The 26,240-nt window shown below is 64.3% G+C and carries 22 protein-coding genes; 9 read left to right on the forward strand and 13 right to left on the reverse strand.

Going from position 1 to position 26,240, the window contains the following annotated elements:
* Positions 1-11: 11 nt before the first annotated feature.
* Both mscL and FJW07_RS02600 read left to right on the forward strand, forming a co-directional pair.
* Complete coding sequence (gene mscL, locus FJW07_RS02595; protein ID WP_140854240.1) at positions 12-434, forward strand: large conductance mechanosensitive channel protein MscL; 423 nt, start codon at positions 12-14, stop codon at positions 432-434.
* A 111-nt stretch (positions 435-545) separates the two neighbouring features.
* Entirely contained in the window at positions 546-1,712 is a 1,167-nt protein-coding gene (locus tag FJW07_RS02600; protein WP_140854242.1) for a pyridoxal phosphate-dependent aminotransferase, read from the forward strand.
* Between the two features lie 73 nt (positions 1,713-1,785).
* Here the strand turns inward: FJW07_RS02600 and hemA are convergent, their stop codons facing one another.
* Positions 1,786-3,063 (reverse strand): 5-aminolevulinate synthase, encoded by a 1,278-nt coding sequence (gene hemA, locus FJW07_RS02605; protein ID WP_140647393.1) that lies wholly within the window; start codon positions 3,061-3,063, stop codon positions 1,786-1,788.
* Positions 3,064-3,394: 331 nt separating this feature from the next.
* Between hemA and galE the strand changes: the two genes are divergently transcribed.
* On the forward strand, positions 3,395-4,390 hold the full coding sequence (galE, locus tag FJW07_RS02610) for a UDP-glucose 4-epimerase GalE (protein ID WP_140854244.1): 996 nt from the start codon (positions 3,395-3,397) through the stop codon (positions 4,388-4,390).
* Between the two features lie 183 nt (positions 4,391-4,573).
* Positions 4,574-5,830 (forward strand): D-amino acid dehydrogenase, encoded by a 1,257-nt coding sequence (locus tag FJW07_RS02615; RefSeq protein WP_140854246.1) that lies wholly within the window; start codon positions 4,574-4,576, stop codon positions 5,828-5,830.
* 14 nt (positions 5,831-5,844) lie between these two features.
* Here the strand turns inward: FJW07_RS02615 and FJW07_RS02620 are convergent, their stop codons facing one another.
* From FJW07_RS02620 to FJW07_RS02650, 7 genes are all read right to left on the reverse strand, one after another.
* The gene (locus FJW07_RS02620; RefSeq protein WP_140854248.1) at positions 5,845-7,191 is read right to left on the reverse strand and encodes an FGGY-family carbohydrate kinase; all 1,347 of its coding nucleotides are present in this window, start codon (positions 7,189-7,191) and stop codon (positions 5,845-5,847) included.
* Positions 7,188-7,502 (reverse strand): L-rhamnose mutarotase, encoded by a 315-nt coding sequence (gene rhaM / locus FJW07_RS02625; RefSeq protein WP_181182535.1) that lies wholly within the window; start codon positions 7,500-7,502, stop codon positions 7,188-7,190. The genes FJW07_RS02620 and rhaM overlap by 4 nt, the downstream gene beginning before the upstream one ends.
* The gene (locus FJW07_RS02630; RefSeq protein ID WP_140854252.1) at positions 7,502-8,503 is read right to left on the reverse strand and encodes an ABC transporter permease; all 1,002 of its coding nucleotides are present in this window, start codon (positions 8,501-8,503) and stop codon (positions 7,502-7,504) included. The genes rhaM and FJW07_RS02630 overlap by 1 nt, the downstream gene beginning before the upstream one ends.
* Positions 8,500-9,477, reverse strand: a complete 978-nt coding sequence (locus tag FJW07_RS02635) for an ABC transporter permease (RefSeq protein ID WP_140854254.1) — start codon at positions 9,475-9,477, stop codon at positions 8,500-8,502. Before FJW07_RS02635 ends, FJW07_RS02630 begins: the two co-directional genes overlap by 4 nt.
* Positions 9,474-11,033: a sugar ABC transporter ATP-binding protein gene (locus FJW07_RS02640; protein ID WP_140854255.1), complete on the reverse strand. Its 1,560-nt coding sequence runs from the start codon at positions 11,031-11,033 to the stop codon at positions 9,474-9,476. The genes FJW07_RS02635 and FJW07_RS02640 overlap by 4 nt, the downstream gene beginning before the upstream one ends.
* 84 nt (positions 11,034-11,117) lie before the next feature.
* Positions 11,118-12,113: a rhamnose ABC transporter substrate-binding protein gene (rhaS, locus tag FJW07_RS02645; protein WP_140854257.1), complete on the reverse strand. Its 996-nt coding sequence runs from the start codon at positions 12,111-12,113 to the stop codon at positions 11,118-11,120.
* Between the two features lie 55 nt (positions 12,114-12,168).
* The gene (locus tag FJW07_RS02650) at positions 12,169-12,978 is read right to left on the reverse strand and encodes a DeoR/GlpR family DNA-binding transcription regulator (RefSeq protein WP_128259638.1); all 810 of its coding nucleotides are present in this window, start codon (positions 12,976-12,978) and stop codon (positions 12,169-12,171) included.
* Positions 12,979-13,166: 188 nt separating this feature from the next.
* Here FJW07_RS02650 and FJW07_RS02655 point away from each other — a divergent pair, with 188 nt between their 5' ends.
* From FJW07_RS02655 to ggt, 3 genes are all read left to right on the forward strand, one after another.
* Positions 13,167-15,269, forward strand: coding sequence for a bifunctional rhamnulose-1-phosphate aldolase/short-chain dehydrogenase (locus tag FJW07_RS02655; protein ID WP_140854258.1), 2,103 nt, complete (start codon positions 13,167-13,169; stop codon positions 15,267-15,269).
* A gap of 88 nt (positions 15,270-15,357) precedes the next feature.
* Entirely contained in the window at positions 15,358-16,650 is a 1,293-nt protein-coding gene (rhaI, locus tag FJW07_RS02660; RefSeq protein ID WP_140854260.1) for an L-rhamnose catabolism isomerase, read from the forward strand.
* Positions 16,651-16,749: 99 nt separating this feature from the next.
* Positions 16,750-18,489, forward strand: a complete 1,740-nt coding sequence (gene ggt, locus FJW07_RS02665) for a gamma-glutamyltransferase (RefSeq protein WP_140854261.1) — start codon at positions 16,750-16,752, stop codon at positions 18,487-18,489.
* Between the two features lie 44 nt (positions 18,490-18,533).
* On the opposite strand, the gene FJW07_RS02670 is transcribed toward ggt, so the two are convergent.
* The 3 genes from FJW07_RS02670 to FJW07_RS02680 form a co-directional block, all read right to left on the reverse strand.
* Positions 18,534-18,881, reverse strand: coding sequence for a hypothetical protein (locus FJW07_RS02670; RefSeq protein WP_246680626.1), 348 nt, complete (start codon positions 18,879-18,881; stop codon positions 18,534-18,536).
* Positions 18,882-19,094: 213 nt separating this feature from the next.
* Positions 19,095-20,450, reverse strand: a complete 1,356-nt coding sequence (locus FJW07_RS02675; protein ID WP_140854263.1) for a sigma-54 dependent transcriptional regulator — start codon at positions 20,448-20,450, stop codon at positions 19,095-19,097.
* Positions 20,447-22,312 carry an ATP-binding protein gene (locus tag FJW07_RS02680; protein WP_140854265.1) on the reverse strand — a complete coding sequence of 622 codons (1,866 nt, stop codon included), beginning with the start codon at positions 22,310-22,312 and terminating at the stop codon, positions 20,447-20,449. Before FJW07_RS02680 ends, FJW07_RS02675 begins: the two co-directional genes overlap by 4 nt.
* A 237-nt stretch (positions 22,313-22,549) precedes the next feature.
* Between FJW07_RS02680 and FJW07_RS02685 the strand changes: the two genes are divergently transcribed.
* Positions 22,550-23,884, forward strand: a complete 1,335-nt coding sequence (locus FJW07_RS02685) for a dicarboxylate/amino acid:cation symporter (protein ID WP_140854267.1) — start codon at positions 22,550-22,552, stop codon at positions 23,882-23,884.
* A 125-nt stretch (positions 23,885-24,009) separates the two neighbouring features.
* A complete protein-coding gene (locus FJW07_RS02690) occupies positions 24,010-24,591 on the forward strand; it encodes a histidine phosphatase family protein (RefSeq protein WP_140854269.1) in 582 nt (193 codons plus the stop codon).
* 170 nt (positions 24,592-24,761) lie between these two features.
* Here the strand turns inward: FJW07_RS02690 and FJW07_RS02695 are convergent, their stop codons facing one another.
* Positions 24,762-25,505, reverse strand: coding sequence for a pseudouridine synthase (locus FJW07_RS02695; protein ID WP_140854271.1), 744 nt, complete (start codon positions 25,503-25,505; stop codon positions 24,762-24,764).
* A 97-nt stretch (positions 25,506-25,602) separates the two neighbouring features.
* Positions 25,603-26,202: a hypothetical protein gene (locus tag FJW07_RS02700; RefSeq protein ID WP_246677258.1), complete on the reverse strand. Its 600-nt coding sequence runs from the start codon at positions 26,200-26,202 to the stop codon at positions 25,603-25,605.
* Positions 26,203-26,240: the final 38 nt, after the last annotated feature.

Below are 26,240 nucleotides of genomic sequence, written 5' to 3' on the forward strand. Positions count from 1 at the left end.
CGGAGGGTCGAATGCTGAAAGAATTCCAGGAATTCATTTCCAAGGGCAATGTGATGGACTTGGCCGTCGGCGTCATCATCGGCGCCGCCTTCGGCAAGATCGTCACTTCGCTGGTCGACGACATCATCATGCCGATCGTCGGCGCGATTTTCGGCGGGCTGGACTTCAACAATTACTTCTTCGGGCTGTCTTCGAACGTCCACTCGACCGCGCTGGCCGATGCCAAGAGAGAGGGCGCCGTCTTTGCCTATGGCAGCTTCATCACTGCCGTGCTGAACTTCCTGATCCTTGCCTTCATCATCTTCCTAATGGTCAAGGCCGTGAACAATATGCGCAAGCGTCTGGAGCGCGAAAAGCCCGCGCCTGCCGCTGCGCCACCGCCGGCCGACGTGCAGTTGCTGACCGAAATCCGCGACCTGCTCGCGAAACGGTAACTCCGCAACGAGCGCCCTGGACCAAAACCCCGGCCGCCTGCGGCCGGGGTTTTCTGTTTGCGGCTGCCGTAAAAGAGGCTAGCAGTCATGAAAAACCGGACGGATTCTTGCATGACCCTGATCCAGACCTTGCGCACCGAAGCCCGAGCCGCACCCGAAAGCGGCATAGTCGCCGTCATCAATCACGGCCGGTTGCGTGAAGGCCTGATCCCGCTCTGGGCCGGTGAGGGCGATCTGCCGACGCCTTCCTTCATCAGCGATGCCGCCGCCAAAGGGCTGGCCGACGGCGAGACGTTCTACACCTGGCAGAAGGGCATTCCCGCGCTCAGGCAGGCGCTCGCCCGCTACTACGCCAGGCATTTCGGCGGGACCTTCGCCGAGGAAGAGTTCATCGTCACCGGATCCGGCATGCATGCCATCCAGCTGGCCAACGACGCGATCGCCGGCAGCGGCGACGAGGTGATCTACCTCTCGCCCGCCTGGCCGAATTTCGCCGCGGCCGCCGGCGTGGCGGGCGCCGTGCCGGTGCCGGTCACCCTCGACCAATCCGGCAATGGCTGGTCCTGCGATGTCGACAAGATCGCCTCCGCGATCACGCCGCGCACGAAGCTGTTGTTCATCAACACGCCGTCCAACCCGACCGGCTGGACGGCCGACAAGGAGACGCTCCAGGCGATTCTCGACCTCGCCCGCCAAAAGGGCCTGTGGATTATCGCCGACGAGATCTATTCGTTGTTCCACTACGGCCATGGCCGCGCGCCGTCTTTCCTCGACATCGCCACGGCCGAGGACCGCATCCTGTTCGTCAACAGTTTCTCCAAGAACTGGGCGATGACCGGCTGGCGCGTCGGCTGGATCAAGACCCATCCCGCCTTGCAGCAGGTTTTCGAGAACCTGATCCAGTACTCGACCTCGGGCGTCGCGCAGTTCATGCAGCGCGGCGCGGTCGCCGCCCTTGACGAGGGCGACGGCTTCATCGCCGAACAGGTGGAGCGCGCGCGTGCCGCCCGCGATCTCGTCTGCGGCATTCTGGGCGAAACCGGCAAGGCGCGTTTCACCGTGCCGCAGGGCGCCTTCTACCTGTTCTTCAGGGTCGACGGCCTCGCCGATGCCCGAAAAGCCGCCTTCGACATCGTCGACAACGCCAATGTCGGCCTGGCGCCCGGCACCGCCTTCGGCCCCGGCGGCGAAGCCTTCCTCAGACTATGCTTCCACCGTCGCCTCGATCAGCTCGAGGAAGCGGCGCATCGTTTGGCGAAATGGATGAAGACGGTGTGAGGTCGCAATCGGGCGGGAAGTGTTTGTTTACGAACCCTTTTCCGCACCGCTTCGTTCTTAGGCAGACGTAACGTCAGCCGCCTGATTTCGGCACCAGGAGCGGAATGATCCGATCGGTCTTGGCGACAGCGGGACGGCCGGAGCTGGCATAGGGAATGCCCAGCGCATCCCAGGTCTCGACCAGCGCGTCCTGCAATTCGGCGATCAGCGCGTCCGAATGGAACGGCGTCGGCGTGATGCGCAGCCGCTCGGTGCCGCGCGGCACCGTCGGATAGTTGATCGGCTGGATGTAGATGCCGTGCACGCCGAGCAGGCGGTCGCTGGCCATCTTGCAAAGCTCGGGGTCGCCGACCAGCACCGGCACGATATGGGTGGCCGATTCCATCACCGGCAAGCCGGCCGCCGCAAGCACCTGCTTGGTGCGCGCCGCCTGGCGTTGCTGTGCGTCGCGCTCGACCTGCGAGCGTTTGAGGTGGCGGATAGAGGCGGTGGTGGCGGCGGCGATGGCCGGCGGCAGCGCGGTGGTGAAGATGAAGCCCGGCGCATAGGAACGCACGGCGTCGATCACCGCGCTGGTGCCGGTGATGTAGCCGCCCAGCGTGCCGAAGGCCTTGGCCAGCGTGCCCTGGATGATGTCGATGCGGTCGGCCAGGCCTTCGCGCTCGGTGATGCCGCCGCCGCGTGGTCCGTACATGCCGACGGCATGGACCTCATCGATATAGGTCATGGCGTTGTAGCGTTCGGCGAGCTCGACGATCTGCTTGATCGGCGCGATGTCGCCGTCCATCGAATAGACGCTTTCGAAGACGATCAGCTTGGCGCGTTCGCGGCCTGCCGCCTGCAGCAGGCTTTCCAGATGCGCGACGTCGTTGTGGCGGAAGATCTTCTTTTCCGCGCCCGAGCGCCGCACGCCTTCGATCATCGAGGCATGGTTCAGCTCGTCCGAGATGATCAGGCAATTGGGGAGCAGCCGCGCGATGGTCGAGATCGAGGCCTCGTTGGAGACGAAGCCCGAGGTGAAGACAAGGGCTGCTTCCTTGTCGTGCAGGTCGGCGAGCTCATGCTCCAGCTCGACCAGCGGGTTGGACGTGCCGGAGATGTTGCGGGTGCCACCGGCGCCCGAACCCATCCGGCCGGCCGCGTTCTGGAAGGCGGCGATGACATCTTCGTTCTGGCCCATGCCGAGATAATCGTTGGAGCACCAAACGGTGATTTCCTGGGCACGGCCGTTGGAACGCCAGATGGCGCGCGGGAACTTGCCCACCATGCGCTCAAGGTCGGCGAAAACGCGGTAGCGACGCTCGGCGTGGAGCTGGTCGATCGCATCTTCGAAGAACCGCTGGTAATTCATGTCGGCTTCCCAATTTTGCGGCGGATCATAGTCACTGCCCCATGCCACGTCCACCGGACCCAACCGGTCAAAATGCCACGCCTTTACCCTGTTCCTAACGATGCCGGATCGTGGCCTATTCCCGGCTGTTTGAAGCAGCTTTGTTTCAGTACGATGCCTCGGGCGGGAGGAACTGTTACGGACTTAACACTGTAGGGAGGCCAATGCATATCGCCCAAAAGTGCACAGCGGTTTGGGCGAACGACATAGGCTTAACGAGCTTGCGGCGGGGTTTCCAGCACGGTGGCTGTTGAGACAGTTTCCGATAAAATCTTGATCAGCGAGGTAGATGATGACGGTTTTGGTGACGGGCGGTGCCGGCTATATCGGCAGCCACATGGTCTGGGAGCTGCTGGACGCCGGCGAGAGCGTCGTGGTGCTCGACCGGCTTTCCACCGGCTTCGAATGGGCGGTGGCCCCGGAAGCAAGGTTGGTCGTCGGCGATGTCGCCGATCGTGACCTGGTTGGCCGGATCATCCGCGACAACAAGGTCGATGCCATCATCCACTTCGCCGGTTCGATCGTCGTGCCGGAATCGGTCGCCGACCCGCTCGGTTACTACGAGAACAACACCTGCAAGACCCGCACGCTGATCGAAACCGCGGTGCGCGAAGGCGTGCCGCATTTCATCTTCTCCTCCACCGCCGCCGTCTATGGCGGCGCCGGGCTGGAGCCGGTGCGCGAGGATGCCCGCCTTGCGCCGGAATCGCCCTATGGCCTTTCCAAACTGATGAGCGAGTGGATGCTGCGCGATGCCGCCCTGGCGCACGACATCCGCTACACGGCGCTGCGCTATTTCAACGTCGCCGGCGCCGATCCAAAGGGCCGCACCGGACAGTCGACGCCCGGCGCCACGCATCTGATCAAGGTCGCCTGCGAGACCGCGCTCGGCAAGCGCCCCTTCATGCAGGTCTTCGGCAATGACTATCCGACGCCGGACGGCACCTGCATGCGCGACTACATCCATGTCAGCGATCTCGCCGCCGCGCACCGGCTGGCGCTGCAGCGTCTGCGCGCCGGTGGCGAGAGCCTCGTCGCCAATTGCGGCTACAGCCACGGCTATTCCGTGCTCGAGGTGATAGACAGCGTGCGCCGCGCCTTCGGCCACGACTTCGATGTGCGCATGGGGGACCGCCGGCCGGGCGACGCCGCCGCCGTGGTCGCCAATTCCGAGCTTGCCCGCCACGAACTCGGTTGGACGCCGCAGCGTGACGATCTCGACTTGATCGTCAACGATGCGCTGGCCTGGGAACGAATCCTGACGACCAAGAACTCCGTTGGAACCTGAGCAATTCCGGGAAAAGTGTGTAGCGGTTGGGTTCGGCGACTTCGCCGTAGCCTTCCCTCCGGAATTGCGTAATGAAACTGAGCTGTTGGGCCAAGGGCTCGTCCGGCGTCTTTAGACGCGGTATTGAGCCTCATGCAGCGGTGCGCGGAGGCGCGCTGCCCTGTTCGATCCTGAGGGGACGGCATGAAGGTCTTGGTTCTCGGCGCCGGCGTGGTTGGCACGGCGGCCGCCTATTATTTGGCAAAGGACGGTCATGAGGTGACGGTGATCGAGCGCCACGAGGCGGCGGCGCGCGGCACCAGCCAGTCGAATGCCGGCCTGGTCTCGCCGGGCGACGCAACCGCCTGGGCCTCGCCCGCCGCGCTGAAGACCTTCCTGCGCGCGCTCTGGAACCACGACCTCGGCATCAAGGTCAGGCTGCGCCTCGATCCCTATTTCTATCTCTGGAGCCTGCGTTTCCTGCGCGAATGCACGGTGAAGCGCCTGCGCGCCAATACCGATATCAAGCTCAGGCTGGCTCTCCACTCCCGCGATTGCATCAACGCGCTCTCGGAGGAAACCGGCATCCATTACGACGAACGCAGGAAGGGCATTCTCTACTTCTTCCGATCGCAAAAGAGCCTCGACACCGGCACCGACAATTACCGCTATCTCGGCGAGCACGGCGTGCCGATCGAGATCGTCGGCCGCGAGCGCCTGGTCGAGCTGGAGCCAGGGCTTGCCGGCGTGAAGGAAAAGATCGCCGGCGGCATCTATTCGCCGATCGACCAGACCGGGGATTCCAAGCAGTTCACCGACCGGCTCGCCGCCTATGCAGCCGAAAAGCTCGGCGTGGAGTTCCTGTTCGGCACGACGGTCGAGGGCCTCGACATCGAGGGAGATCGGGTGCGTGCGGTGATGACCTCGGCAGGACCGGTCACCGGCGACGCCGTCGTCATCTCGATGGGACCGGAAAGCGGCCTGCTCGGCCGCCGCTACGGCATCGACCTGCCGGTCTATCCGGTGAAAGGCTACACCGCGACGATTCCCCTCGAAGACGAAAGCAAGGGGCCGACCATGGGCGGCGCCGACGAGGACCGGCTGATCGGCTATTCGAGGCTCGGCAACCGCTTGCGCATGTCCTCGACGGCCGAATTCACCGGCTTCGACCGCAGCTTCAAGCCCGGCGATTTCAGAACCATCCTGGAAACCGGAAAGGACCTTTTCCCGGGCGCCTTCGACGAGAAGAAGGCCGTGCTGTGGGCGGGCCTGCGGCCGATGATGCCGAACTCGGTGCCGGTCATCGGCCGGGCGAAATACCGCAATCTCTATCTCGACACCGGCCACGGCCATGTCGGCTGGACCATGGCCTGCGGCTCGGGACAGTTCCTCGCCGACGTCGTCGCCGGCCGCAAGCCGCAGATCGACCCGCGGGGACTGCTCTACGGGACGGTGCGCTGAGCCGGCTTAGAACTTCACGCCTGCTGCCAGGCCAACGCGTATTCGCGCCAGGCGCGCTCGATTGGCGGTGCGGTGCGTTCGCCTTTGCTCGTGACCGTAACATCCGACGCCAGCAGCGCGGCGCCGATGCTGGTGCCGGTCGAGGTCTCCGATGCAATGACGGGCCTTCCCGTCGCTGCCGCCAGCATGCGGATGAAAAGCGGGTTCTGCGCGAACGGTCCCTCGACGGTTGTCGGCCCGTCGCCGCCAATCAGCTCCAGGCAGGTCACGGTCATCAGCGCCAGGTAGAATGAGATGGCGGCGAAGCGCTGGCCGGAGCTCAGGTCGTCGGCGTTACACCATTGCGCGGCGCGCTGCGGAAACGGTCCGGAGCCCTGCTGAGTGGACGGCAGCAGCAGAGCTTTCTGCGCCAGCACGGCGGCAACGTCGTCTTTGCTCCATTCCTGTGGCTGGCCGTCGGTCAAAAGCGAGAACTCGCGTCCGCCCATGAAACGCGCCGACGGCACGGGATCGCCGAGCGCATTGACGTTGACCAGCGTGTCGCGCGCCGGGTCGAGTTCCACCTTGCTGCCGCCGACCGCCATCGACACCACCCATGTGCCGGTCGAGACGACCGAGAAGGGCGGTGCGTCGGACAACAGATGCGGCAGCAGCGAGGCGTTGGAATCGTGCAGTCCGCAGAATACGGGCGTCTGCGGGTCGAGCCCTGTGCGTTGCGCCAGCTCCGGCAGGATCGGGCCAAGCCGATCCTTTGCTGGCCGCACCGGCGCCATCAACCGGCGCCAGCCCATCCTGTCGACCAGCGAGGAGTAATCGGACGTCCAGGGATTCCACAGATCGGTGTGGCAGCCGAGCGACGTCACCTCATTGACCGCAACGCCGGTCAGCCGCAGCGCCCAGTATTGCGGATACATCAGCATCGCGGCGGCCTTGGCGAATTCCGCCGGGAATTGTCTCTGCTGCCAGAAGAATTGCGCGCCGAGATTGAGGCCGATCGGCAACCGCGGCGTACCGGTTTCGGCGAAGGACGGACGCACGGCGTCGTAGTCGGCCGCAAGCTGGTCGGGGCCGTCGAATTCATAGTCGAGCACCGGCAGCACCAGTTCGCCGGAGCGGTCGACCAGCGCGCCGGTCGCGCCATGCGTGGTGATCGATATCGCATCGATCCGCTGTTCGCGGTTGAGATCGGCCAGGCTGTCGAGGATGAACGTCCACAGCGCCCCGACATCGTGATGCGGGTAGGGCGCCTGCCGCACAGAAGCATTGGCGATACGGCGCAGTGCAATCTCGCTCAGCGTCGCGAGATCGACCAGCGCCACCTTGGCGTTGGTCTTGCCGATATCGATGACGGCGACGATCATGCCATATGGAACATTGTTTCCAGCGGCACCGCCACCGGCTCGTTGTCGGGTTTCGTCTCCATGAGGTCGGCCATATGCGCCCACCAGCCCTGCATCACCGGATGTCTAGGCAGGTCGGCCATGCCGTGGTCGTCACGACGCCACAGCACTCCGAACAGGATGTTGGTTTCCTCGTCCAGATGGATCGAATAATCGGAGACGCCGGCCTGCTTCAGCAGATCAACCAGCTCGGGCCAGATCTCGTCATGGCGCCGCTGGTACTCGGCCTTCATGCCGGGATTGAGCTTCATCTTGAAGGCGTATTTCTCCATCAGGCGAAGCGTCCCACGCGCAGGCGGCGCCAGATAATGGGCAGCGCGATGACGATGATCAGCAACAGGCCGATGAAGATCGACATGACGATGCCGGGCACGTTGAGCAGTCCGAGGCCGAACGTCACCAGCCCCATGATGAAGGCGGCGAGCACGACACCCAAAATGCTGCCGGCGCCGCCGAGGATCGAGACGCCGCCCAGCACCACCATGGTGATGGCTTCGAGCTCATAGCCCTGCGCGATCGACGGCCGCGTCGAACCGAGCCGCGAGGTGATCAGCACGGAGGCGATGCCCGACATCAGCCCGGTCAGGCAGAACAGGATGAATTTGATGCGGTTGACGCGCACGCCGGAGAATTGGCAGGCCACCGGGTTGTTGCCGATGGCGAAGACCCGGCGGCCGAAGCTCGTGCGGTGCAGGACGAACCAGTAGATCAGCGCCGCGACCAGGAACAGCGCCAGCTCGAACGAGAAGACCCACCAGACATAGCCCTGGCCGAAGAAGGCGAAGCTTTCCGGATAGCCTTTGTAGGCCTGGTCGCCGAGGATGATGAAGGCGATGCCGCGGAACAGGCTCATCGTGCCGATGGTGACAACGATGGAAGGCAGGCCGAGCCGCGTGACCAGCAGCCCATTGAAGGCGCCGCAGCCAAGGCCGACGACGATGCCGATCGCCACCAGCACCGGGGTGCCGGCGCCGGCCTGCACGGCCATGCCCATCATCGTCGAGGCCAAAGCCACGATCGCGGCAACCGAGAGATCGATCTCGCCGGAGATGATCAGCAGCGCCATGGCTAAAGCGATCAGCCCCTTTTCGGTGAAGTTGAAGGTCAGGTCCGACAGCGACCACGGGTCGAGGAAATAGGGCGAGGCGAAGCTGTTCACCGCGAAGATGGCGACCGCGATGACGACCAGCAGCGCTTCCCAGGAGAAGATCGCCGAGGACAGCGGCTTGTCGAGCCGGTCGGGGATATGGCGCGGGGTAGGGGTGTCGGTCATGCCGCTTCCGCCTTTCTCAGGATGATGCGGCCCTGCCGGCGCTCGCCGCGCGCGTTGAGCACCACGGCCAGGATGATGGCGCTGCCCGAGATCGCCATCTGCCAGAAGGGCGAGATGTTGATGACCGGCAGCGCGTTGGAGATGATGCCGAGGAACAGCGCCCCCAGCACCGCGCCGCCGACCGAGCCGATGCCGCCGGCGATCGAGATGCCGCCGATGACGCAGGCGGCGATGATGTTGAGCTCATAGCCGTTGGCGACCTCAACCGAGGCGATCACATAGCGCGAGATCCACAAATAGCCGGCGAGCCCGCCGATCATGCCGGAAATGCAAAAGACGATGAATTTGGTGCGGCCGACATCGATGCCGGCATAGACCGAGGCGGTCGGATTGACGCCAATGGCGTAGATCGAGCGGCCGATCGCGGTCCGCGTCATCACCAGGAAGAACAGCGCGATCACGACGATCGCGATCCAGGACAGCACCGGCAGGCCGAGGAAGGCAACGCGCTGGAAGTTGATGAAGTCCGGGCTCATCTGGTCGGCATTGACCCAGGCGCCGCCGGAGACGACGAAGGTGGCGCCCCGATAGATGGTGAGCGTGCCCAGCGTCACCACGATCGACGGGATGTTCAGCCGCCACACCAGGAAACCGTTGATCGCGCCGAGCACCAGGCCGACGAGAAGCGCGATGACGATCAGCAACGGGATCGGGATCGCCGGATGCGCTGCGTTGAGCATGGCCACCACCATGCCGGTGAAGCAGAGGTTGGAGGCCATCGACAGATCGATCGAGCGCGTCAGGATCACCACCATCTGCCCCAGCGCCAGGATCATCAGGATCGAGGTGTCGTTGAACACCTGGCGCAGATTGGCCGGGTCGGCGAAGCCGGGGAAGCGCGTCGAGATCAGGCCGATCAGCACGACGATGCCGGCAAGCAGCCAGATCTCGCGATATTTGAGGAAGCTCTTCATGCCGCGATCCCCGCTGCCGTCCGAACCAGCGTTTCGGCGTCGAGACTCTTGTTGTCGTAGGTCGCCGCGATACGGCCTTCGCGCATGACCACGACGCGGTCCGACATGCCGAGGATTTCCGGCAGTTCGGACGACACCATGATCACCGACAGGCCTTGCGCGACCAGCTCGGCCATGAAGCCGTGCACGGCGGCCTTGGAGCCGATGTCGATGCCCTTGGTCGGCTCGTCGAGGATGATGACCTTCGGCGCCGTCGCCAGCCATTTGGCGATGACCACCTTCTGCTGGTTGCCGCCGGAAAGCGTGCCGACGTCCTGGCTGAGCGATGAGGCGCGCAGGTCGAGCCGCTCGGTGTAGGAGCGGGCGAGTGCGAACTCCTCCACCAGCCGCAGCAGGCCGGATTTGGAGGTACGCGCCAGCGACGGCAGCGACACGTTCTGGAAGATCGGCAGGCCGATGACCACGCCCTGCTTGCCGCGTTCTTCGGGCACATAGACGATGCCGGCCTCGATCGAATCCGCAGCCGATTTCGGTGCGATCGTCCGGCCGTCGAGTGAAATCGCGCCCCGGCTCGTGCGGGTGATGCCGGCGATCGCCTGCATCACCTCGCTGCGCCCGGCGCCGACCAGCCCGTAGAAGCCGAGGATCTCGCCCTTGCGCAATTCGAAGCCGATATCGTCGAACTCGGTCGGATGCGACAGGCCGGAGACGGACAGCACCGGCGCGCCGATCTTCGGCTCGCGCTGCGGAAAGATGTGGTCGACATTGCGGCCAACCATCATGCGCACGATCTCGTTCTGGCTGGCGTCCTTGAGCAGGCCTTCGCCGACCATCTCGCCGTCGCGGAACACCGTATAGCGATCGGCGATGCGGTAGATCTCATCGAACTTGTGGCTGATGAACAGCACCGCCTTGCCATCGCTTTTCAGGAATTCGATCAGCAGGAAAAGCTCCTCGATCTCCTTCATCGAAAGCGCTGCGGTCGGTTCGTCCATGATGACGATGCGCGCATCGATCGACATGGCGCGGGCGACTGCCACAAGGTGCTTGTTGGCGATGCCGAGATCTCTCAGTCGTGCATCGGCGTCGATATGGCCGGCGCGCATCGTCTCCAGCACCTCGCGCGCGTTTTTGCGCATCGTGCGCCAGTCGATGGTGCCGAAACGGGTGCGCGGCGCGTGGCCGAGGAAGATGTTTTCGGCGACCGACAGATCGTCGAACAGCACGGTTTCCTGATGGATGGCGGTGATGCCGTGGCCGAAGGCGGCATGCGCGCTGGGCAGCGTCGTGGCCTGGCCGTCGATGCCGATCTCGCCTGAATCGGGCTGGTAGATGCCGGTCATGATCTTGACCAGCGTCGACTTGCCGGCGCCGTTCTCGCCGATCAGCGCCGTCACCTGTCCAGGATAGAGCGACAGGCTGACATTATGCAGGGCACGCACGCCCGGGAAGCTTTTCGAGATGCCTGAGAGCGTCAGGCGAGGAGAGGTGCTTTGGGCCGGGCCTGAAGGCTGGGGCCGCTCCGTCTCTATTTTGCGCTGGGCTGTCGTGTCCATATCCGTATCAGGCCCCGAGAGAAGGTCCGTTTGAAGATGCGGCGGGACAATTGTCCCGCCGCATGAGCTTGAAGTCGACCGGAATCAATAGATCTTGGAGAACTTCTCGATGTTGGTCTTGTCGAACTGGAAGGGCGGAGCCATCGCGGCCGAGTTGGTGTCGTCGAGCGTCACCTTTCCGACGCGGCCGATCGACAGCGTAGCGCCGGGCTTGGCTTCTTCCTTCTTCACCGCCAGGTCATGGGCGAGGTAGATCGCCGAGTAGCCGAGATCGATCGGGTTCCAGAGAGCAACGGCCTGCGAAGCGCCGTTGTCGATGAACTTCTTGAACTCGGACGGCAGCGCCAGGCCGGTGACGTTGACCTTGCCGATCAGGTTCTCGTCGGTGACGACCTGCGCGGCGGCGACGACGCCGACGGTGGTCGGCGCGATGATTGCCTTGAGGTTCGGATAAGACTTCAAGAGGCCCTTGGCTTCATCGGTGCTCTTGGCCGAGTCGTCATCGCCATAGACAGTGGCGACCAGCTTGATCTTCGGGAACTTCTCCGGCAGCACCTTCTTGGCCGCCTCGATCCAGGCATTCTGGTTGGTCGCCGTCGAGGACGCCGAGAGGATCGCGACGTCGCCGCCTTCCGGCAGGTAGTCGGCGGCAAGCTTGATGATCGTCTCGCCGATCAGGCCGGTGTCGGACGGGTTGAGGTGAAGCTGGCGGCCTTCCTTGGCGACGCCGGAATCCCATGAAATGACGGTGATGCCGCGCTCCATCGCCTTCTTCAGCACAGGCACCAGGGCGTCGGCGTCATTGGCCGAAACGGCGATCGCGTTGACCTTCTGCGCGATCAGCGAATTGATCACTTCGATCTGCGCTTCGGCGGTCGCCTTGGTCGGGCCGGTGTAGATGACATCGACATCGCCCAGTTCCTTGGCCGCTTCCTCGGCGCCCTTGTTGGCGGCGTCGAAGAAGCCGTTGCCGAGCGACTTCACCACCAGGGCGATCTTGACGTTCTCGGCATTGGCGGCATTCACGAACATGGCGGCGGAAAAGGCCGCCGTAACCAGCAGTTTCTTCAAAAAGCTCATCGAATATCCTCCCTTGAGCGTTGCATTCCATCGCCGCTGCGGGCGCGAGTTTCCCTCAGGCCTGCAGTGAAGATTCTTCCTTGTCGCTTGACTGTCTGCGGGCGACGATCAGCGCCACGCCCGCCGTTTCCAGCATCTTGGCCTCGCGATCCTCGATACCGTCGTCGGTGATCACGGTCGCGATGCGCGACAGCCCGCACAGGATCAGGCTGGAGCGCATGCGGAATTTCGAGGAATCGACCAGCACCACCAATTCATCGGCCTGGTCGATCAGCTTCTGTTCCGCCTGGATCAGCAGCGGATCGCCTTCCATCAGTCCGAGCGGCCCCAGCCCCTGCGCACCCATGAACATGCGCCGCGCATAGAAGTTGCGCGTCACGTCATTGTCGAAAGGCGACAGGATGATGTTCTGCTCGCGGTAGATCGTGCCGCCCGACAGCATCACCGTGTTCTTCGAGTGCTTGAGCAGATGCTCCGCGATCGGGAAGGAGTTGGTGAAGATCGGCATCCGGCGGCCGGTCAGGAAATGCACCATCTGGAAGGTTGTGGTGCCGCCATTGATGATGATCGGCTCGCCGTCCGTGCACAGGTTCACGGCTTCCCGCGCGATCGCCCGCTTTTGCGCGGCGTTCAGCGTTTCGTTGACCGAGAAGGGCCGGCCGGCAAGGCCGATGAACTGCGGCGGCGAGATCGCCTCGGCGCCGCCGCGCACCCGGCGCAAGCGTTTCTGGACGTGGAGGGCCGCGATGTCGCGCCGGATCGTCGCCTCGGAGGAGTCCGTCAGCTCGACCATTTCCTGCACCGTCACCACAGGCTTTTCCTGGACGGCGGACAGAATGATCCTGTGGCGCTCTTTCTCGTGCATGGTTCCTCCCTGCCCAAGCATCAGGCCTTAGAAAACGCGCAGTGTCAATCATTTCCGATCAAATATTTTCATTGTGCAGTGCAATATGATCGATATTGATCGTTTGTGATTGACAAGCGAGGCGCTTGCGTAGACATTCCTGGCGAGAAATGAGGGGTGCGGCGTTCGCGCTCCAAGGGAGGATACCTATGCTCGACAAGCGCTCCGGCTCGCGCCTCGCCAATCTTTGGGACGATGCAAAAGCCGAAGGGATGAGCGGTCCCGAGCTCCTGGTCTATCGCTCGAATACGCTGGGGTCCGACAAGCGCGTCACCAATTACGGTGGCGGCAACACCTCGTCCAAGGTCCGGCAGAAGGATCCGCTCACCGGCGAGGAGGTGGAAGTCCTCTGGGTCAAGGGCTCCGGTGGCGACAGCGCCTCGATCAAGCTTGACGGTTTCGCCACGCTTTACATGGACAAGCTGCGTGCCATCAAAGGTCTTTATCGCGGCGTCGAGCACGAGGACGAGATGGTGGGCTACCTGCCCCACTGCACCTTCAACCTCAATCCGCGCGCGGCCTCGATCGACACGCCGCTGCACGCTTACGTGCCGAAGGCTTGCATCGACCACATGCATCCCGACGCCATCATCGCGGTTGCCGCGGCCAAGGATTCCAAGGCGATCACCAAGGAGATCTTCGGCGACGCCATCGGCTGGCTGCCCTGGAAGCGGCCGGGCTTCGAGCTTGGCCTGTGGCTGGAGAAATTCTGCCTCGAAAACCCCGAGGCCAAGGGCGTCGTGCTGGAAAGCCACGGCCTCTTCACCTGGGGCGACACGCCGAAGGAGTGCTACGACACGACGATCTCGGTGATCAACCAGGCAATCGACTGGTTCGAGCGGAAATCCGAGGGCAAGGCGATCTTCGGCGGCGAGGCGGTCCAGTCGCTCGACGCGCCGGCACGCCGCGCCATCGCCGCCAAGCTGATGCCGAGGATCCGCGGCCTGATCTCCGAAACGAGCCACAAGCTCGGCCATTTCGACGACCAGCCGGCCGTGCTCGAATTCGTCAATTCGAAGGACCTGCGGCCGCTGGCGGCGCTCGGAACATCATGTCCCGATCACTTCCTGCGCACCAAGATCCGACCGCTGGTGATCGAGTTCGATCCGGCAAAGCCCGATGTCGACGCCGTCATCGCGCGGCTCGCCGAAGACATTGCCGCCTATCGTGTCGGCTACCAGGCCTATTACGACGGCTGCAAGCATCCGGACTCGCCGGCCATCCGCGATCCCAATGCCGTGGTCTATCTGATGCCGGGCGTCGGCATGTTCACCTTCGCCGGCGACAAGGCGACCGCCCGCATATCCGGCGAGTTCTATGTCAACGCCATCAACGTCATGCGCGGCGCCTCGACCGTCTCGTCCTATGTCGGCCTGCCGGCGCAGGAAGCCTTCGACATCGAATACTGGCTGCTCGAGGACCTGAAGCTGCAGCGTATGCCGAAGCCGAAGGCGCTGGCTGGCCAGATCGCGCTGGTCACCGGCGGCGCCGGCGGCATCGGCCGCGCCACCGCCAACCGGCTGCTGCGCGAAGGCGCTTGCGTTGTGCTCGCCGATATAGACGAAGCGGCTTTGGCCAGCGCCAATGACGAGCTCTCGAAGGCCTACGGAAAAGACTTCGTCCGTCCGGTGCGCATCGATGTCACCTCCGAGGATCAAGTGCTTTCCGGCTTCGCCGAAACTGCGGTCGAATTCGGCGGCGTCGACATCCTGGTCTCGAATGCCGGCCTGGCCTCCTCGGCACCGATCGAGGAGACGACGCTGGCGTTGTGGAACAAGAATATGGACATCCTGTCGACCGGCTATTTCCTCGTCTCGCGCGAGGCTTTCCGCCTGTTCCGCGCCCAGAAGATCGGCGGCAACGTCGTCTTCGTCGCCTCCAAGAACGGCCTCGCCGCATCGCCGAATGCGTCCGCCTATTGCACGGCCAAGGCGGCTGAGATCCATCTTGCCCGCTGCCTGGCGCTGGAGGGCGCGGAAGCCCAGATCAGGGTCAATGTCGTCAATCCGGACGCCGTGCTGCGCGGTTCGAAAATCTGGACCGGCGAGTGGAAGGAACAGCGCGCCGCCGCCTACAAGATGTCGACCGACGATCTCGAGGAGCATTACCGCTCGCGCTCGATGCTGAAGCGCTCGGTCTTCCCGGAAGACATTGCCGAGGCGATCTACTTCTTCGCCTCCGACATGTCGGCCAAATCGACCGGCAATATCGTCAACGTCGACGCCGGCAACGCGCAAAGTTTTACGCGATAAGCTTCCTTCTCCCCGTTCGACGGGGAGAAGGTGCCGGCAGGCGGATGAGGGGCAGCGCCGGCCGAACACGTTCTTGGGAGGAAGTGCAGTGTCCGAACAGATCATCTCGGCCGACGTCGTCGAAAAGGACAACGCCGCGCGCAAACCCGACCTCGAGCGCGATTACGCCTCGCTCGGCGAGCGCCTCGACCGGCGCGGCATCGCCATCGACGCCATCCGCGACAAGGTCGAGAAATTCGGCGTGGCTATCCCGTCCTGGGGCGTCGGCACCGGCGGTACGCGCTTCGCCCGCTTTCCGGGTGCCGGCGAGCCGCGCGACATCTTCGACAAGATCGAGGACTGCGCCGTCATCAGCCAGCTGACGCAGGCGACGCCGACCGTCTCGCTGCACATCCCGTGGGACAAGGCCGATGCGAACCGGCTGAAGCAGGCGGCGTCCCGCTTCGGCCTCGGCTTCGACGCGATGAATTCCAACACCTTCTCCGACGCGAAGGACCAGAAGCTTTCCTACAAATTCGGCTCGCTCTCGCATGCCGATGCCGGCACGCGCCGCCAGGCGGTCGAGCACAATCTCGAATGCATCGAGATCGGCAGGACGCTCGGCTCCAAGGCGCTGACGGTGTGGATCGGCGACGGCTCGAATTTCCCCGGCCAGGTCAATTTCGCCAAGGCGTTCGAGCGCTATCTCGATGCCATGCGCGAAATTTATGCCGGCCTGCCGGCCGACTGGCGCCTGTTCACCGAGCACAAGATGTATGAGCCGGCATTCTATTCGACCGTCGTGCAGGATTGGGGCACCAACTACATCATTGCCAGGGAGCTCGGCGACAAGGCCTTCTGCCTGGTCGACCTCGGCCATCACGCGCCCAACGTGAACATCGAGATGATCGTGTCGCGGCTGATCCAGTTCGGCAAGCTCGGCGGCTTCCACTTCAACGATTCCAAGTATGGCGACGACGATCTCGACGCCGGCTCGATCGATCCCTACCGGCTGTTCCTCGTCTTCAACGAGCTGGTCGATGCCGAGCTCTCCGGGGCGGACGGCTTCAACCCCGCGCACATGCTCGACCAGAGCCACAACGTCACCGATCCGATCGAAAGCCTGATGCTGTCGGCGGTTGAGGTGCAGCGCGCCTATGCGCAGGCGCTGCTGGTCGACCGCAAGGCGCTGGATGGCTTCCAGGAGGAGAACGACGCGCTGATGGCGACGCAGACACTTAAAAGCGCCTACCGCACCGATGTCGAGCCGATCTTGGCGATGGCCAGACTGCGCACCGGCGGCGCGATCGATCCGGTCGCCGCCTATCGCGAGGCCGGCTACCGGGCCAAGGTCGCGGCCGAGCGGCCGGCAGTAGCCGGCGGTGGCGGCGGCATCGTCTGACAGGCAGATATCGGATTTGATCTGGTCCAGCGCCATTGGCGGTGGACAGGTCCGCTGGCAGGGTCTTTCCTGGGCGTCCCCAACGCCAGGAGCACCGCCATGCCCTTGACCCGTCGGACGCTGATCGGCGTCACCCTTTCGCTCGCAATTGCCCTCGCGCCGCCGACCATCGTCCTCGCCGCCTCGCCGCAACCGGCCAAGGGCGAGCACGGCATGGTGGTGACGGCCCAGCATCTGGCGACCGAGATCGGCGTCGACGTGCTGAAAAAGGGCGGCAATGCGGTCGATGCCGCTGTTGCCGTCGGCTATGCGCTCGCCGTCGTCTATCCCAATGCCGGCAACATCGGCGGCGGCGGCTTCATGACCGTGCGCATGAAGGACGGCCGCACGACCTTCCTCGATTTCCGCGAGCGCGCGCCGCTCGCCGCGACCAAGTCCATGTATCTCGACAAGGACGGCAATCCGGTGAAAGGCGCCAGCCTCGACGGCTATCTCGCGGTCGGGGTGCCCGGCTCGGTCGCCGGCTTCGAGATGGCGCGCGAGAAATACGGCACGCTGCCGCGACAGGAATTGATGGCGCGGGCGATTGCATACGCCAAGGACGGCTTCGTGCTCAACCAGGGCGACGCGGCTTCGTTCGCCGGCGGCGCCGACCGGCTGGCGAAGGACCCGGCTGCCGCCGCCATCTTCCTCAAAAAGGACGGCAAGCCTTACGGCATAGGCGAGAAGCTCGTTCAGCCGGACCTTGCCGCCTCCCTTTCGGCGATCTCGGAAAAAGGCCCGGACGCCTTCTACAAAGGGTCGATTGCCGATGAAATCGTCAAGGCGAGCGGCGCGAAAGGCGGCATCCTCGCCAAGCCTGATTTCGAGCAATATGCCGTGCGCGAGCTGAAGCCGGTGACCTGTTCCTATCGCGGCTACGAGATCATTTCCTCGCCGCCGCCGAGCTCGGGCGGCGTCATCATCTGCGAGATACTCAACGTGCTGGAGGGCTATCCGCTCTCCTATCTCGGCGCCGGCTCGGCCGAGACGGTTCACGTCATGGTGGAAGCCATGCGCCACGCCTATGTCGACCGCAACTCGGCGCTCGGCGACCCTGATTTCGTCGACAATCCGGTCTCGAAGCTGGTCGACAAGGCCTATGCGAAAGACATTCGCGACAAGATCGACCCGTTCCGTGCCGGCGTGTCGAAGGAGCTGATGCCGAAGGGCTTCGGCGAGTCGAAGGAAACCACGCATTATTCGATCATCGACAAGGACGGCAACGCGGTGGCCGTCACCTATACGCTGAACGGCTCCTTCGGCGCCGGGGTCGTCGCCGACGGCACCGGCATCCTGCTCAACAACGAGATGGACGATTTCACCCAGAAGCCCGGCGTGCCGAACCTCTACGGTCTGGTCCAGGGCGAGGCGAATGCCATCCAGCCGAAGAAGACGCCTTTATCCTCGATGAGCCCGACCATCGTGACCAAAGACGGCAAGCCGTTCATGGTCATCGGCAGTCCGGGCGGTTCGCGCATCATCACCATCACGCTCGAGGCGATCGTCAACGTCATCGACCACGGCATGGACATCCAGCAGGCGATCGACGCGCCGCGCATCCATCATCAATGGCTGCCGGACACCATCTATGTCGAACCGTTCGGGCTTTCGCCGGACACGGAGAAGCTGCTTGCCGGCATGGGCTATCATCTGGACTTGAGCGACGAGACCTGGGGACAAGCCGCCGGCATTCTGGTCGGCGGCAAGAGCCTCAGCGAGATCGAGAAAGGCGGCGGCGCGCGCTACAACGGCGCCATTGACAGCCGCGCGGCAGCCGGCGAGGCTTTGGGATATTAAAGCATGATCCCAAAAAGCGTGAACGAGATCATGCTCAGATAAAATTACACGACCAGCGTGATGGTCGAGGCAATCAGCATCACGGCGGCGATGGCGACGAACAGCGCATAGATGCGTGGCCGGTCGAGCAGCAGCGCATTGCCGGAAATCCAGGCCGCCGTGGCCCCGCCAAGCGCGAACAGGAAGCCGTTGCGGTGGCCGAAGGACATGGAGGCGGCCATCAGGCCGCCGATGATCAGCGCGCCGAAGACGATGATGACGGCGACCGCGTATTTCTCGAAATCATTGCCGCCGCCCATCGCCGGCCCCATCGCATTGAGATTGGGCAGGTCGTCAGGGTCGAAGGGGCTGGTCGAGCCATATTCGTCTTGACCGAGGGATTCGCGCATCATTCGTTCTCCGCTGGGCGGCAACAAACCATCAACGCCTGCCGAGCGCAACCCGGCAAAACCGCCACGGCGATGCATCCGCTGCCCGGCTGATGCCGACGTGCCACGGTTTCCCGGTCGGTTTCAACGGCGCAGCGGCGTTGCGGTTCCCACAGCATGATGCCGAAAGATGCGAAGGGGTTTTCCGACGATATCAGCTCCATCTCTGGCCCTGATCTACCTGGAAAAATCGCTGCGCACGATGCCGTGCCGCTGCAGCTTGTCGTAGAACGTCTTGCGCGGAATGCCGAGCGCCTCGATGGTGCGGCGGACGTCGCCGTCATTGCGACCAAGTGTCTCGCGGATAATTTCGGCTTCGTAGCGATCGAGCCGTTCCGGCAAGGGCGTGGGGGTGCCGATCTCCGTTGCCGCCGGGGAAGACGCGGCGGCAACGTCGTCCAGCCCGAGCACGAAGCGTTCGGCGAAATGAGCGAGCTCGCGCACATTGCCGGGCCAGTCATGTTCGCCGAGATGGCGCTGAACCGCGGCGGAGATTGCTGGCACGGCGCGCCGGAAGCGGGCGGCGGCGCGATCGGCGAAATAACCGAACAACAGCGGCACGTCGTCCCGCCTTTCGCGCAGCGGCGGGATCGAAAGCGTCACCACATTGAGCCGGTAATAGAGATCCTCGCGGAAATTGCCGCGCTGGCCGGCGTCGCCGAGATCGACCTTGGCGGCGGCAACGACGCGCAGGTCGACCGGGCGCACCTCATTGGTGCCGAGCGGCGTCACCTCGCGCATTTCCAAGACGCGCAGCATCTGCACCTGCGTCGAGGCCGGCATGCTCTCGATCTCGTCGAGGAACAGCGTGCCGCCGCTCGAATGCTCGATGCGGCCAACGCGCTTCTTCTGCGCGCCGGTGAAGGCGCCGGCCTCGTGTCCGAACAACTCGCTTTCAATGACCGTCTCCGGCAGCGTGCCGCAGTTCAACGCGACGAAATTGCCCTTGGCGCGGCGGCTCCAGCGATGCAGCAGGCTCGCCACCACCTCCTTGCCCGAACCGGTCTCGCCGGTCACCAGAACGTCGACATCGGTGTCGGCGATCTGCCGCAATGTCCGGCGCAGCCGCTCCATGGCCGGCGTCTGGCCGATCAGCGGCAATCCTTCCTGCGCCTGCTCGGCCGCCTCGCGCAAGGCGCGGTTTTCCATCACCAGGCGGCGTTTTTCAGCGGCCCGGGCAACGCTCTGCGCCAGCCTGTCGGCGGCGAAAGGCTTAGTGATGAAGTCGTAGGCGCCGTCCTTGATCGCCTTCACGGCCATCGCGATATCGCCATGGCCGGTGACCAGGATGACGGGGATATCGGGGTCGAGTAGCAGCACGCGATCGAAAAGCTGCAGCCCATCGATCTCCGGCATGCGGATATCCGACACCACCACGCCGGCGAAATTCCTGTCGAGCGTCGCCAGCGCTTCGCTTGCCACCGAATGGGCCGACACCACAAAGCCGGCAAGCTCCAGCGTCTGTCTTGTCGCCTTGAGCAGATCGCTGTCGTCATCGATCAGGATCACCGGGGCTGGATCGTGCTTCGTCATGCAGCGCCGGCTTTCGACAGATGGATGGTGAAGCGTGTTCCCTGGCCGCTGCTCGAGACCTCGATGCGCCCGCCATAGTCGGTGACGATGTCCTTGGAAATGACGAGCCCGAGCCCCAGGCCTTTTTCCTTGGAGGTGTTGAAGGGCGTGAACAGCGACTTCAGGATCGCGGACGGAATGCCCGGGCCGTTGTCCGAGACCATGAGCGCGACGTCATCGCCGATCTCGGCCGTCGAAACCTCGACTTTCGCGTCGTCGCGGCCATCGAGTGCCTCCAGCGCGTTCTGGAAAAGGTTGATCAGCACCTGCTCCAGCCGCAGCCGGTTGCCCATAACCTTCAGCGCCGGCGGCGGCAGCGTGATCGCCAGCGCATCAAGCCGGCCGGCGAAGCGGCTCCTGAGCAGCACGACGGCGCCTTCGATCACGCCGCGCAGTTCGACCGGTTCGGCGGCGGTGCGGCCCTTGCGGGCGAAAGCTTTCAACTCTTCGGTGATGGAGCCGATGCGCTCGGTCAGCGCGGCGATGGCGCCAAGGTTCTCCTCGGCTGAGGCGCTCTGCTTGCGTTCGAGGAAGACACGCGCATTGTCGGCATAGGCGCGGATCGTCGCCACCGGCTGGTTGATTTCATGCGCGACCCCGGCCGCGACCTGGCCAAGCGTGGCAAGCCGGTTGGCCTGCACCAACTCCTGCTGCATCACCTGCAGCCTGGCTTCGGTGCTGCGATGGTCCGCGATCTCGGCCTGCAGCCGGTCGCGCGCCAGGCTCAGATCCTGCGTGCGCTCGACGACCCGGCGCTCGAGCTCGGCGCGCGCGGCCTGTTCGGCGGCAATCCGCATCTGGCCGGATTGCCGGCGCCACAACAGATAGGCGGCAAAGGCAATGAGCGGCACGAGGACACCGAGCACCAGGAGCCGCATTTCCCGCTGCGCCGCCGCGACCGGTGCTTCGGCAGGAACGAGATAGTCGAGGCGCCAGGGTGTCGACGGCACGGCTGTGGAAAGCCGCAGATATTCCGCATCGCTGCCGCCGGGCGTGATGGCCTGGACAAGCGCGACATCGGGGCTGAGCGGTTGCGGTTTCGTGATCGGCAAGGGCACCAGCGGCGCATCGCCGAATTGCTGGCTGGCGCGGATGTCGGCCGTAACCGGAGCGGCCAGCGGCGCCGTCGTCATGAAACGCCAGGAGGGCACGCTCGTGATCAGCACCACGCCATGCGCATCGCTGACATAGGCCGGCCGGTTCGCCTCGCGCCAGTCGGACTCGAGCTGGTCGAACTCCATCTTGACCACGACGACGCCGAGCGGCCCCGAAGCGCCGTCGACGCGGCGCGAGATGTAGAGGCCGGGACGTTTGCTGACATTGCCGAGCGCGAAATATTCGGCCGTGCCGGTTTCCATCGCGACAGAGAAATAGGCGCGAAAACCATAGTCGTTGCCGACGAAGCTCACCGGCTCGCGCCAATTGCTGGAGGCGATCGCCAGGCCGTCCGTGCCGGTGACATAAAGCACCGAGGCCTTGGTGCCCGAGACCAGCCCTTCGAGCTTGCGGTTGAGCACGTCGATCGATGCGGGGTTGCGCTCGGCCAGCGCATCATGCACCTGCTGGTCTTCCGACAGGAGCAGCGGCAGCGCGCGCGGATTTTCCAGCACCGCGCGCAGCAGCGCGACTTTGAGGTTGGCGTCCGTGCGCCCTTGCGCGGCTAGAGTCTCGATCTCGGCCGAGCGACCATAAAGCCCGGCGCCGTAGAGCGCCGCGAGCACGATCAGCAGCGCCACCGCCGTAAACAGCAGCCAGGTGCGCCGTGCCCGCCCGGCAAGCAGTTCGGGCGTTGGGGCGAGGGCAGCGGCCGGGCGTTGCAGCATGCCGCATCTGTGCATGATTTCGCACAAAGCGCAATTCAACCTATGCGGATAACCGCACTAGTGTTCTCCAACACGCTTGTCGCCGGATCGAAAAATCCAACAAAATCAACAGAGCGAGATTCCGGACATCATCTGGCACGCGGGTTGCAAATGCATCCCCAGCAGCCGCGAGGCTGTGGAGGTCAATAGCCCCCTGGGAGGTCGAGCGTCTCGATCGGGGGCCGAACGGAGGACATCATGCAGACAGCAATCGCTGCCGCCGAACCGCGCGGCAAGATTCCCTTTTACCGGCATCTCTACGTACAGGTCCTGGTGGCGATTGCCGCCGGTATCCTGCTTGGCCATTTCTACCCCGAGCTGGGCGCATCGCTGAAACCGCTTGGCGACGCCTTCATCAAGCTGGTCAAGATGGTGATCGCGCCGGTGATCTTCCTCACTGTGGCAACCGGCATTGCCGGTGTCTCCGACCTGCACAAGGTCGGCCGCGTCGCCGGCAAGGCGATGATCTATTTCCTCGTTTTCTCGACATTGGCGCTCATCGTCGGCCTCGTCGTGTCGAACGTCATCCAGCCCGGCGCCGGCATGCACATCAATCCCGCGACCCTCGACCCATCGAAGGTGGCGACCTTCACCGAGAAGGCGCATGACTCTTCCATCGTCGGCTTCCTGATGAACATCATCCCCGACACCATCACCGGCGCCTTCGCGCAGGGCGACATCCTGCAGGTCCTGTTCTTCTCGGTGCTGTTCGGCATAGCGCTGGCGCTGGTCGGCGAGCGCGGCCGCCCCGTGGTCGATTTCCTGCAGGCGCTGACCTCGCCGGTCTTCCGCCTCGTCGCCATCCTGATGAAGGCGGCGCCCATCGGCGCCTTCGGCGCCATGGCCTTCACCGTCGGCAAATACGGCATCGGCGCGATCGCCAACCTCGCCATGCTGATCGGCACCTTCTATCTGACATCGCTGCTCTTCGTGCTCGTCGTGCTCGGCACTGTGGCATGGTATAACGGCTTCTCCATCCTGGCGCTGATCCGCTACATCAAGGAAGAATTGCTCCTGGTGCTCGGCACATCGTCGTCGGAAGCAGCACTTCCCGGTCTGATGGCCAAGATGGAGCGCGCCGGCTGCAACCGCTCGGTGGTCGGCCTGGTCATCCCGACCGGCTATTCCTTCAACCTCGACGGCACCAACATCTACATGACGCTGGCAGCACTTTTCATCGCCCAGGCGACCGACACGCCGCTCACCTTCGGCGACCAGATCCTGCTCTTGCTCGTCGCCATGCTGAGCTCGAAGGGTGCCGCCGGCATCACCGGCGCCGGCTTCATCACACTGGCCGCGACGCTCTCGGTAGTGCCCTCCGTGCCGGTCGCCGGCATGGCGCTGATCCTCGGCGTCGACCGCTTCATGTCGGAATGCCGCGCGCTCACCAACTTCGTCGGCAACGCGGTCGCGACCATCGTCGTGGCGCGCTGGGAAGGTGAGCTCGACCAGACCAGGTTCGCCGCCGCCATGGCCGGCCAGTTGTCGGAAGAAGCCGACCTCGCGTTGTCGGGCGGCCTGCAGCCTGCCTAGCCAACCAGCATCCTCCCGATGCCGAACAGGTCGCGGCAATCGCCGCGGCCTGTTCTTTTTGTCGGCCGCCGCATAGGCTGCGCGAGCCGGATTCCCGGCGAAACATTCAGCCGAGAGGGCGGTCGATGAGCAGTGCGTATCCCGAGATCTATCTTGTCCGTCATGGCGAGACGGAGTGGAGTCTCTCGGGCAGGCATACCGGCCGCACCGACATCCCTCTGACCGCGAAAGGCGAGGAGGCCGCGCGCGGCGTCGCCGACCGGCTCAAGGGCCTGACTTTCCAGGCGGTCTGGTCGAGCCCGTCGCAGCGCGCCTTCGACACCTGCCGGCTCGCCGGTTTCGGCGAGCGCGCGGTGAAAAAGGTCGACCTGCAGGAATGGGACTATGGCGCCTATGAAGGCGTGACGACCAAGGAGATATTGTCCAAGCGTTCCAGCTGGCAGTTGTTTCGCGACGGCTGCCCGGGCGGCGAGACGGCGGCCGATGTCGGCGCCCGCGCCGATACCATCATCGCCGGGATGCGCGCGGTTGCCGGTAATGTGCTCATCTTCTCCAGCTCGCATTTCCTGCGTGTGTTCGCGTCGCGCTGGGTCGGCCTGCCGCCGCAAGGCGGCGAGCATTTCGTGCTCGACACCGCCAGCCTCAGCATCCTCGGCTACGAGCACGATCTGACCGAGCCGGTCATCCGGAGGTGGAACCAGAAGTAGCGAGCGCGGGCTCCCCCTCATCCGGCCGCTTCGCGGCCACCTTCTCCCCGGCGGGGAGAAGAGGCTGATTTCGGCGCCGGCGACCTCCTCTCCCCTTGGGGAGAGGTCGGATTGCCCCGAATTGCCTTCAATTCGGCTGGCAATCCGGGTGAGGGGGAGTGCTTGGCGCGTCAAGTCGACAAGATCGCCAGCTCCTCGCTCGTCAAATGCCGCGCCTTGCCCTTGGCGAGCTCGCCGAGCTGCAATCCGCCGATCGCCACCCTGATCAGCCGCAGCACCTCGATGTCGAAAGCGCCGAGCAGCCTGCGGATCTGCCGGTTGCGTCCCTCGTCGAGCACGATTTCCAGCCACGCCGTCCGCCCGCCGCTGCGCAACAGCGCGATCGAGCTTGCGGTGAGCAACTCGCCGTCGACGACCGCCCCTTGGCGAAAGCGCTCCAGCATCGCTTCGTCGGGCACGGCCGCGATCTGCACGTGATAGGTCTTGGCGACATGCGAGGCGGGGTCGAGCAGACCGTTCGCCCAGCGCGTGTCGTTGCTCATCAAAAGCAGCCCTTCGCTCGCCTTGTCGAGGCGGCCAACGGGTGACACGAAGGGCAGGTCGAGCCCTTCCAGGCAGTCATAGACGGTGCCGCGGCCTTCGGGGTCGTCGCGGGTCGTGACCAGCCCGCGCGGCTTGTTGAGCATCAGATAGACCTTGCGCTCGGCAACGACGCGCTCGCCGTCGACGGTGATGCGGTCGCGGTCGGGATCGATGCGCAGCAAGGCATCGCGCACCGTCTTGCCGCCGACCTGTACCCGCCCCTCGGTGACGAAACGCTCGGCCTGCGTGCGCGAGCAGAAGCCAAGCTTGGAAAGCGCTCGGGCGAGGCTGACCTTTGGGGTTGCTGATCGTCGGTCGGGTTGGCGTGCCACTGTCTCTGTCTTCGGACTTGCTCAAAACGCTGCAACCGATGCCACGCCTGGCGAGATGGGCGCAAGCGGCTCCATAACCCGGTTCGGGTCGCCGATCTCACTCCTGCGGCGCGCTCAACCGCCGGTAGGAGATGCCGTCGAATGTTGCCGTCACGAAGCTTTTGACCGACATTTTGCGCTTGCGCCCGTCGCTGCAGGCATAAAGCGGCCAGCCGGCCTCGCTGCATTCGCTGGCCATGCAGATGCGGGTCACGCAATTGCCTGCGGTCAGCCGGAAGCCACCCTTGCCGGCAAAGCCCTGCAGCAGGCTGCCATCCGAGGAACGCCATGTCCGTTGTTGGAATTCAGGCCGCAGCAGCCGAGGCTCGAGCGGCGCGGCCAAACCGGCCTGGTCCGTATGGCCCGAATATTGAAGCCGATAGCGCGCCATGCCGGTCGTGTACGCGGTGACGAGATCGGATTGGCCCGAATATGCCGCCGACAGCTCGGGACGATCGAAAAGATGGGAGGCGCGTGTCTCCGCCCCCGACGGTCTCGTCAGGGCAGCGATGACGACAAGGGCCAGGCAGACGCGCAGCATCCCGATTTCCAGCAGCCATACCGATCCGGCGTGCCGGTTTGCCCCGGCTGCGTTTACTACAATTCCGCCAAACAATGCTCTGTGCAAGTCGCCGTTGCCGGGGAAGACGCCTTTCATGCGGAGCCCTGGGCTACGCGCGAGCCAAAATTGGGGAA

The sequence above is a fragment of the Mesorhizobium sp. B3-1-9 genome (assembly GCF_006439595.1).
GTDB lineage: Bacteria > Pseudomonadota > Alphaproteobacteria > Rhizobiales > Rhizobiaceae > Mesorhizobium.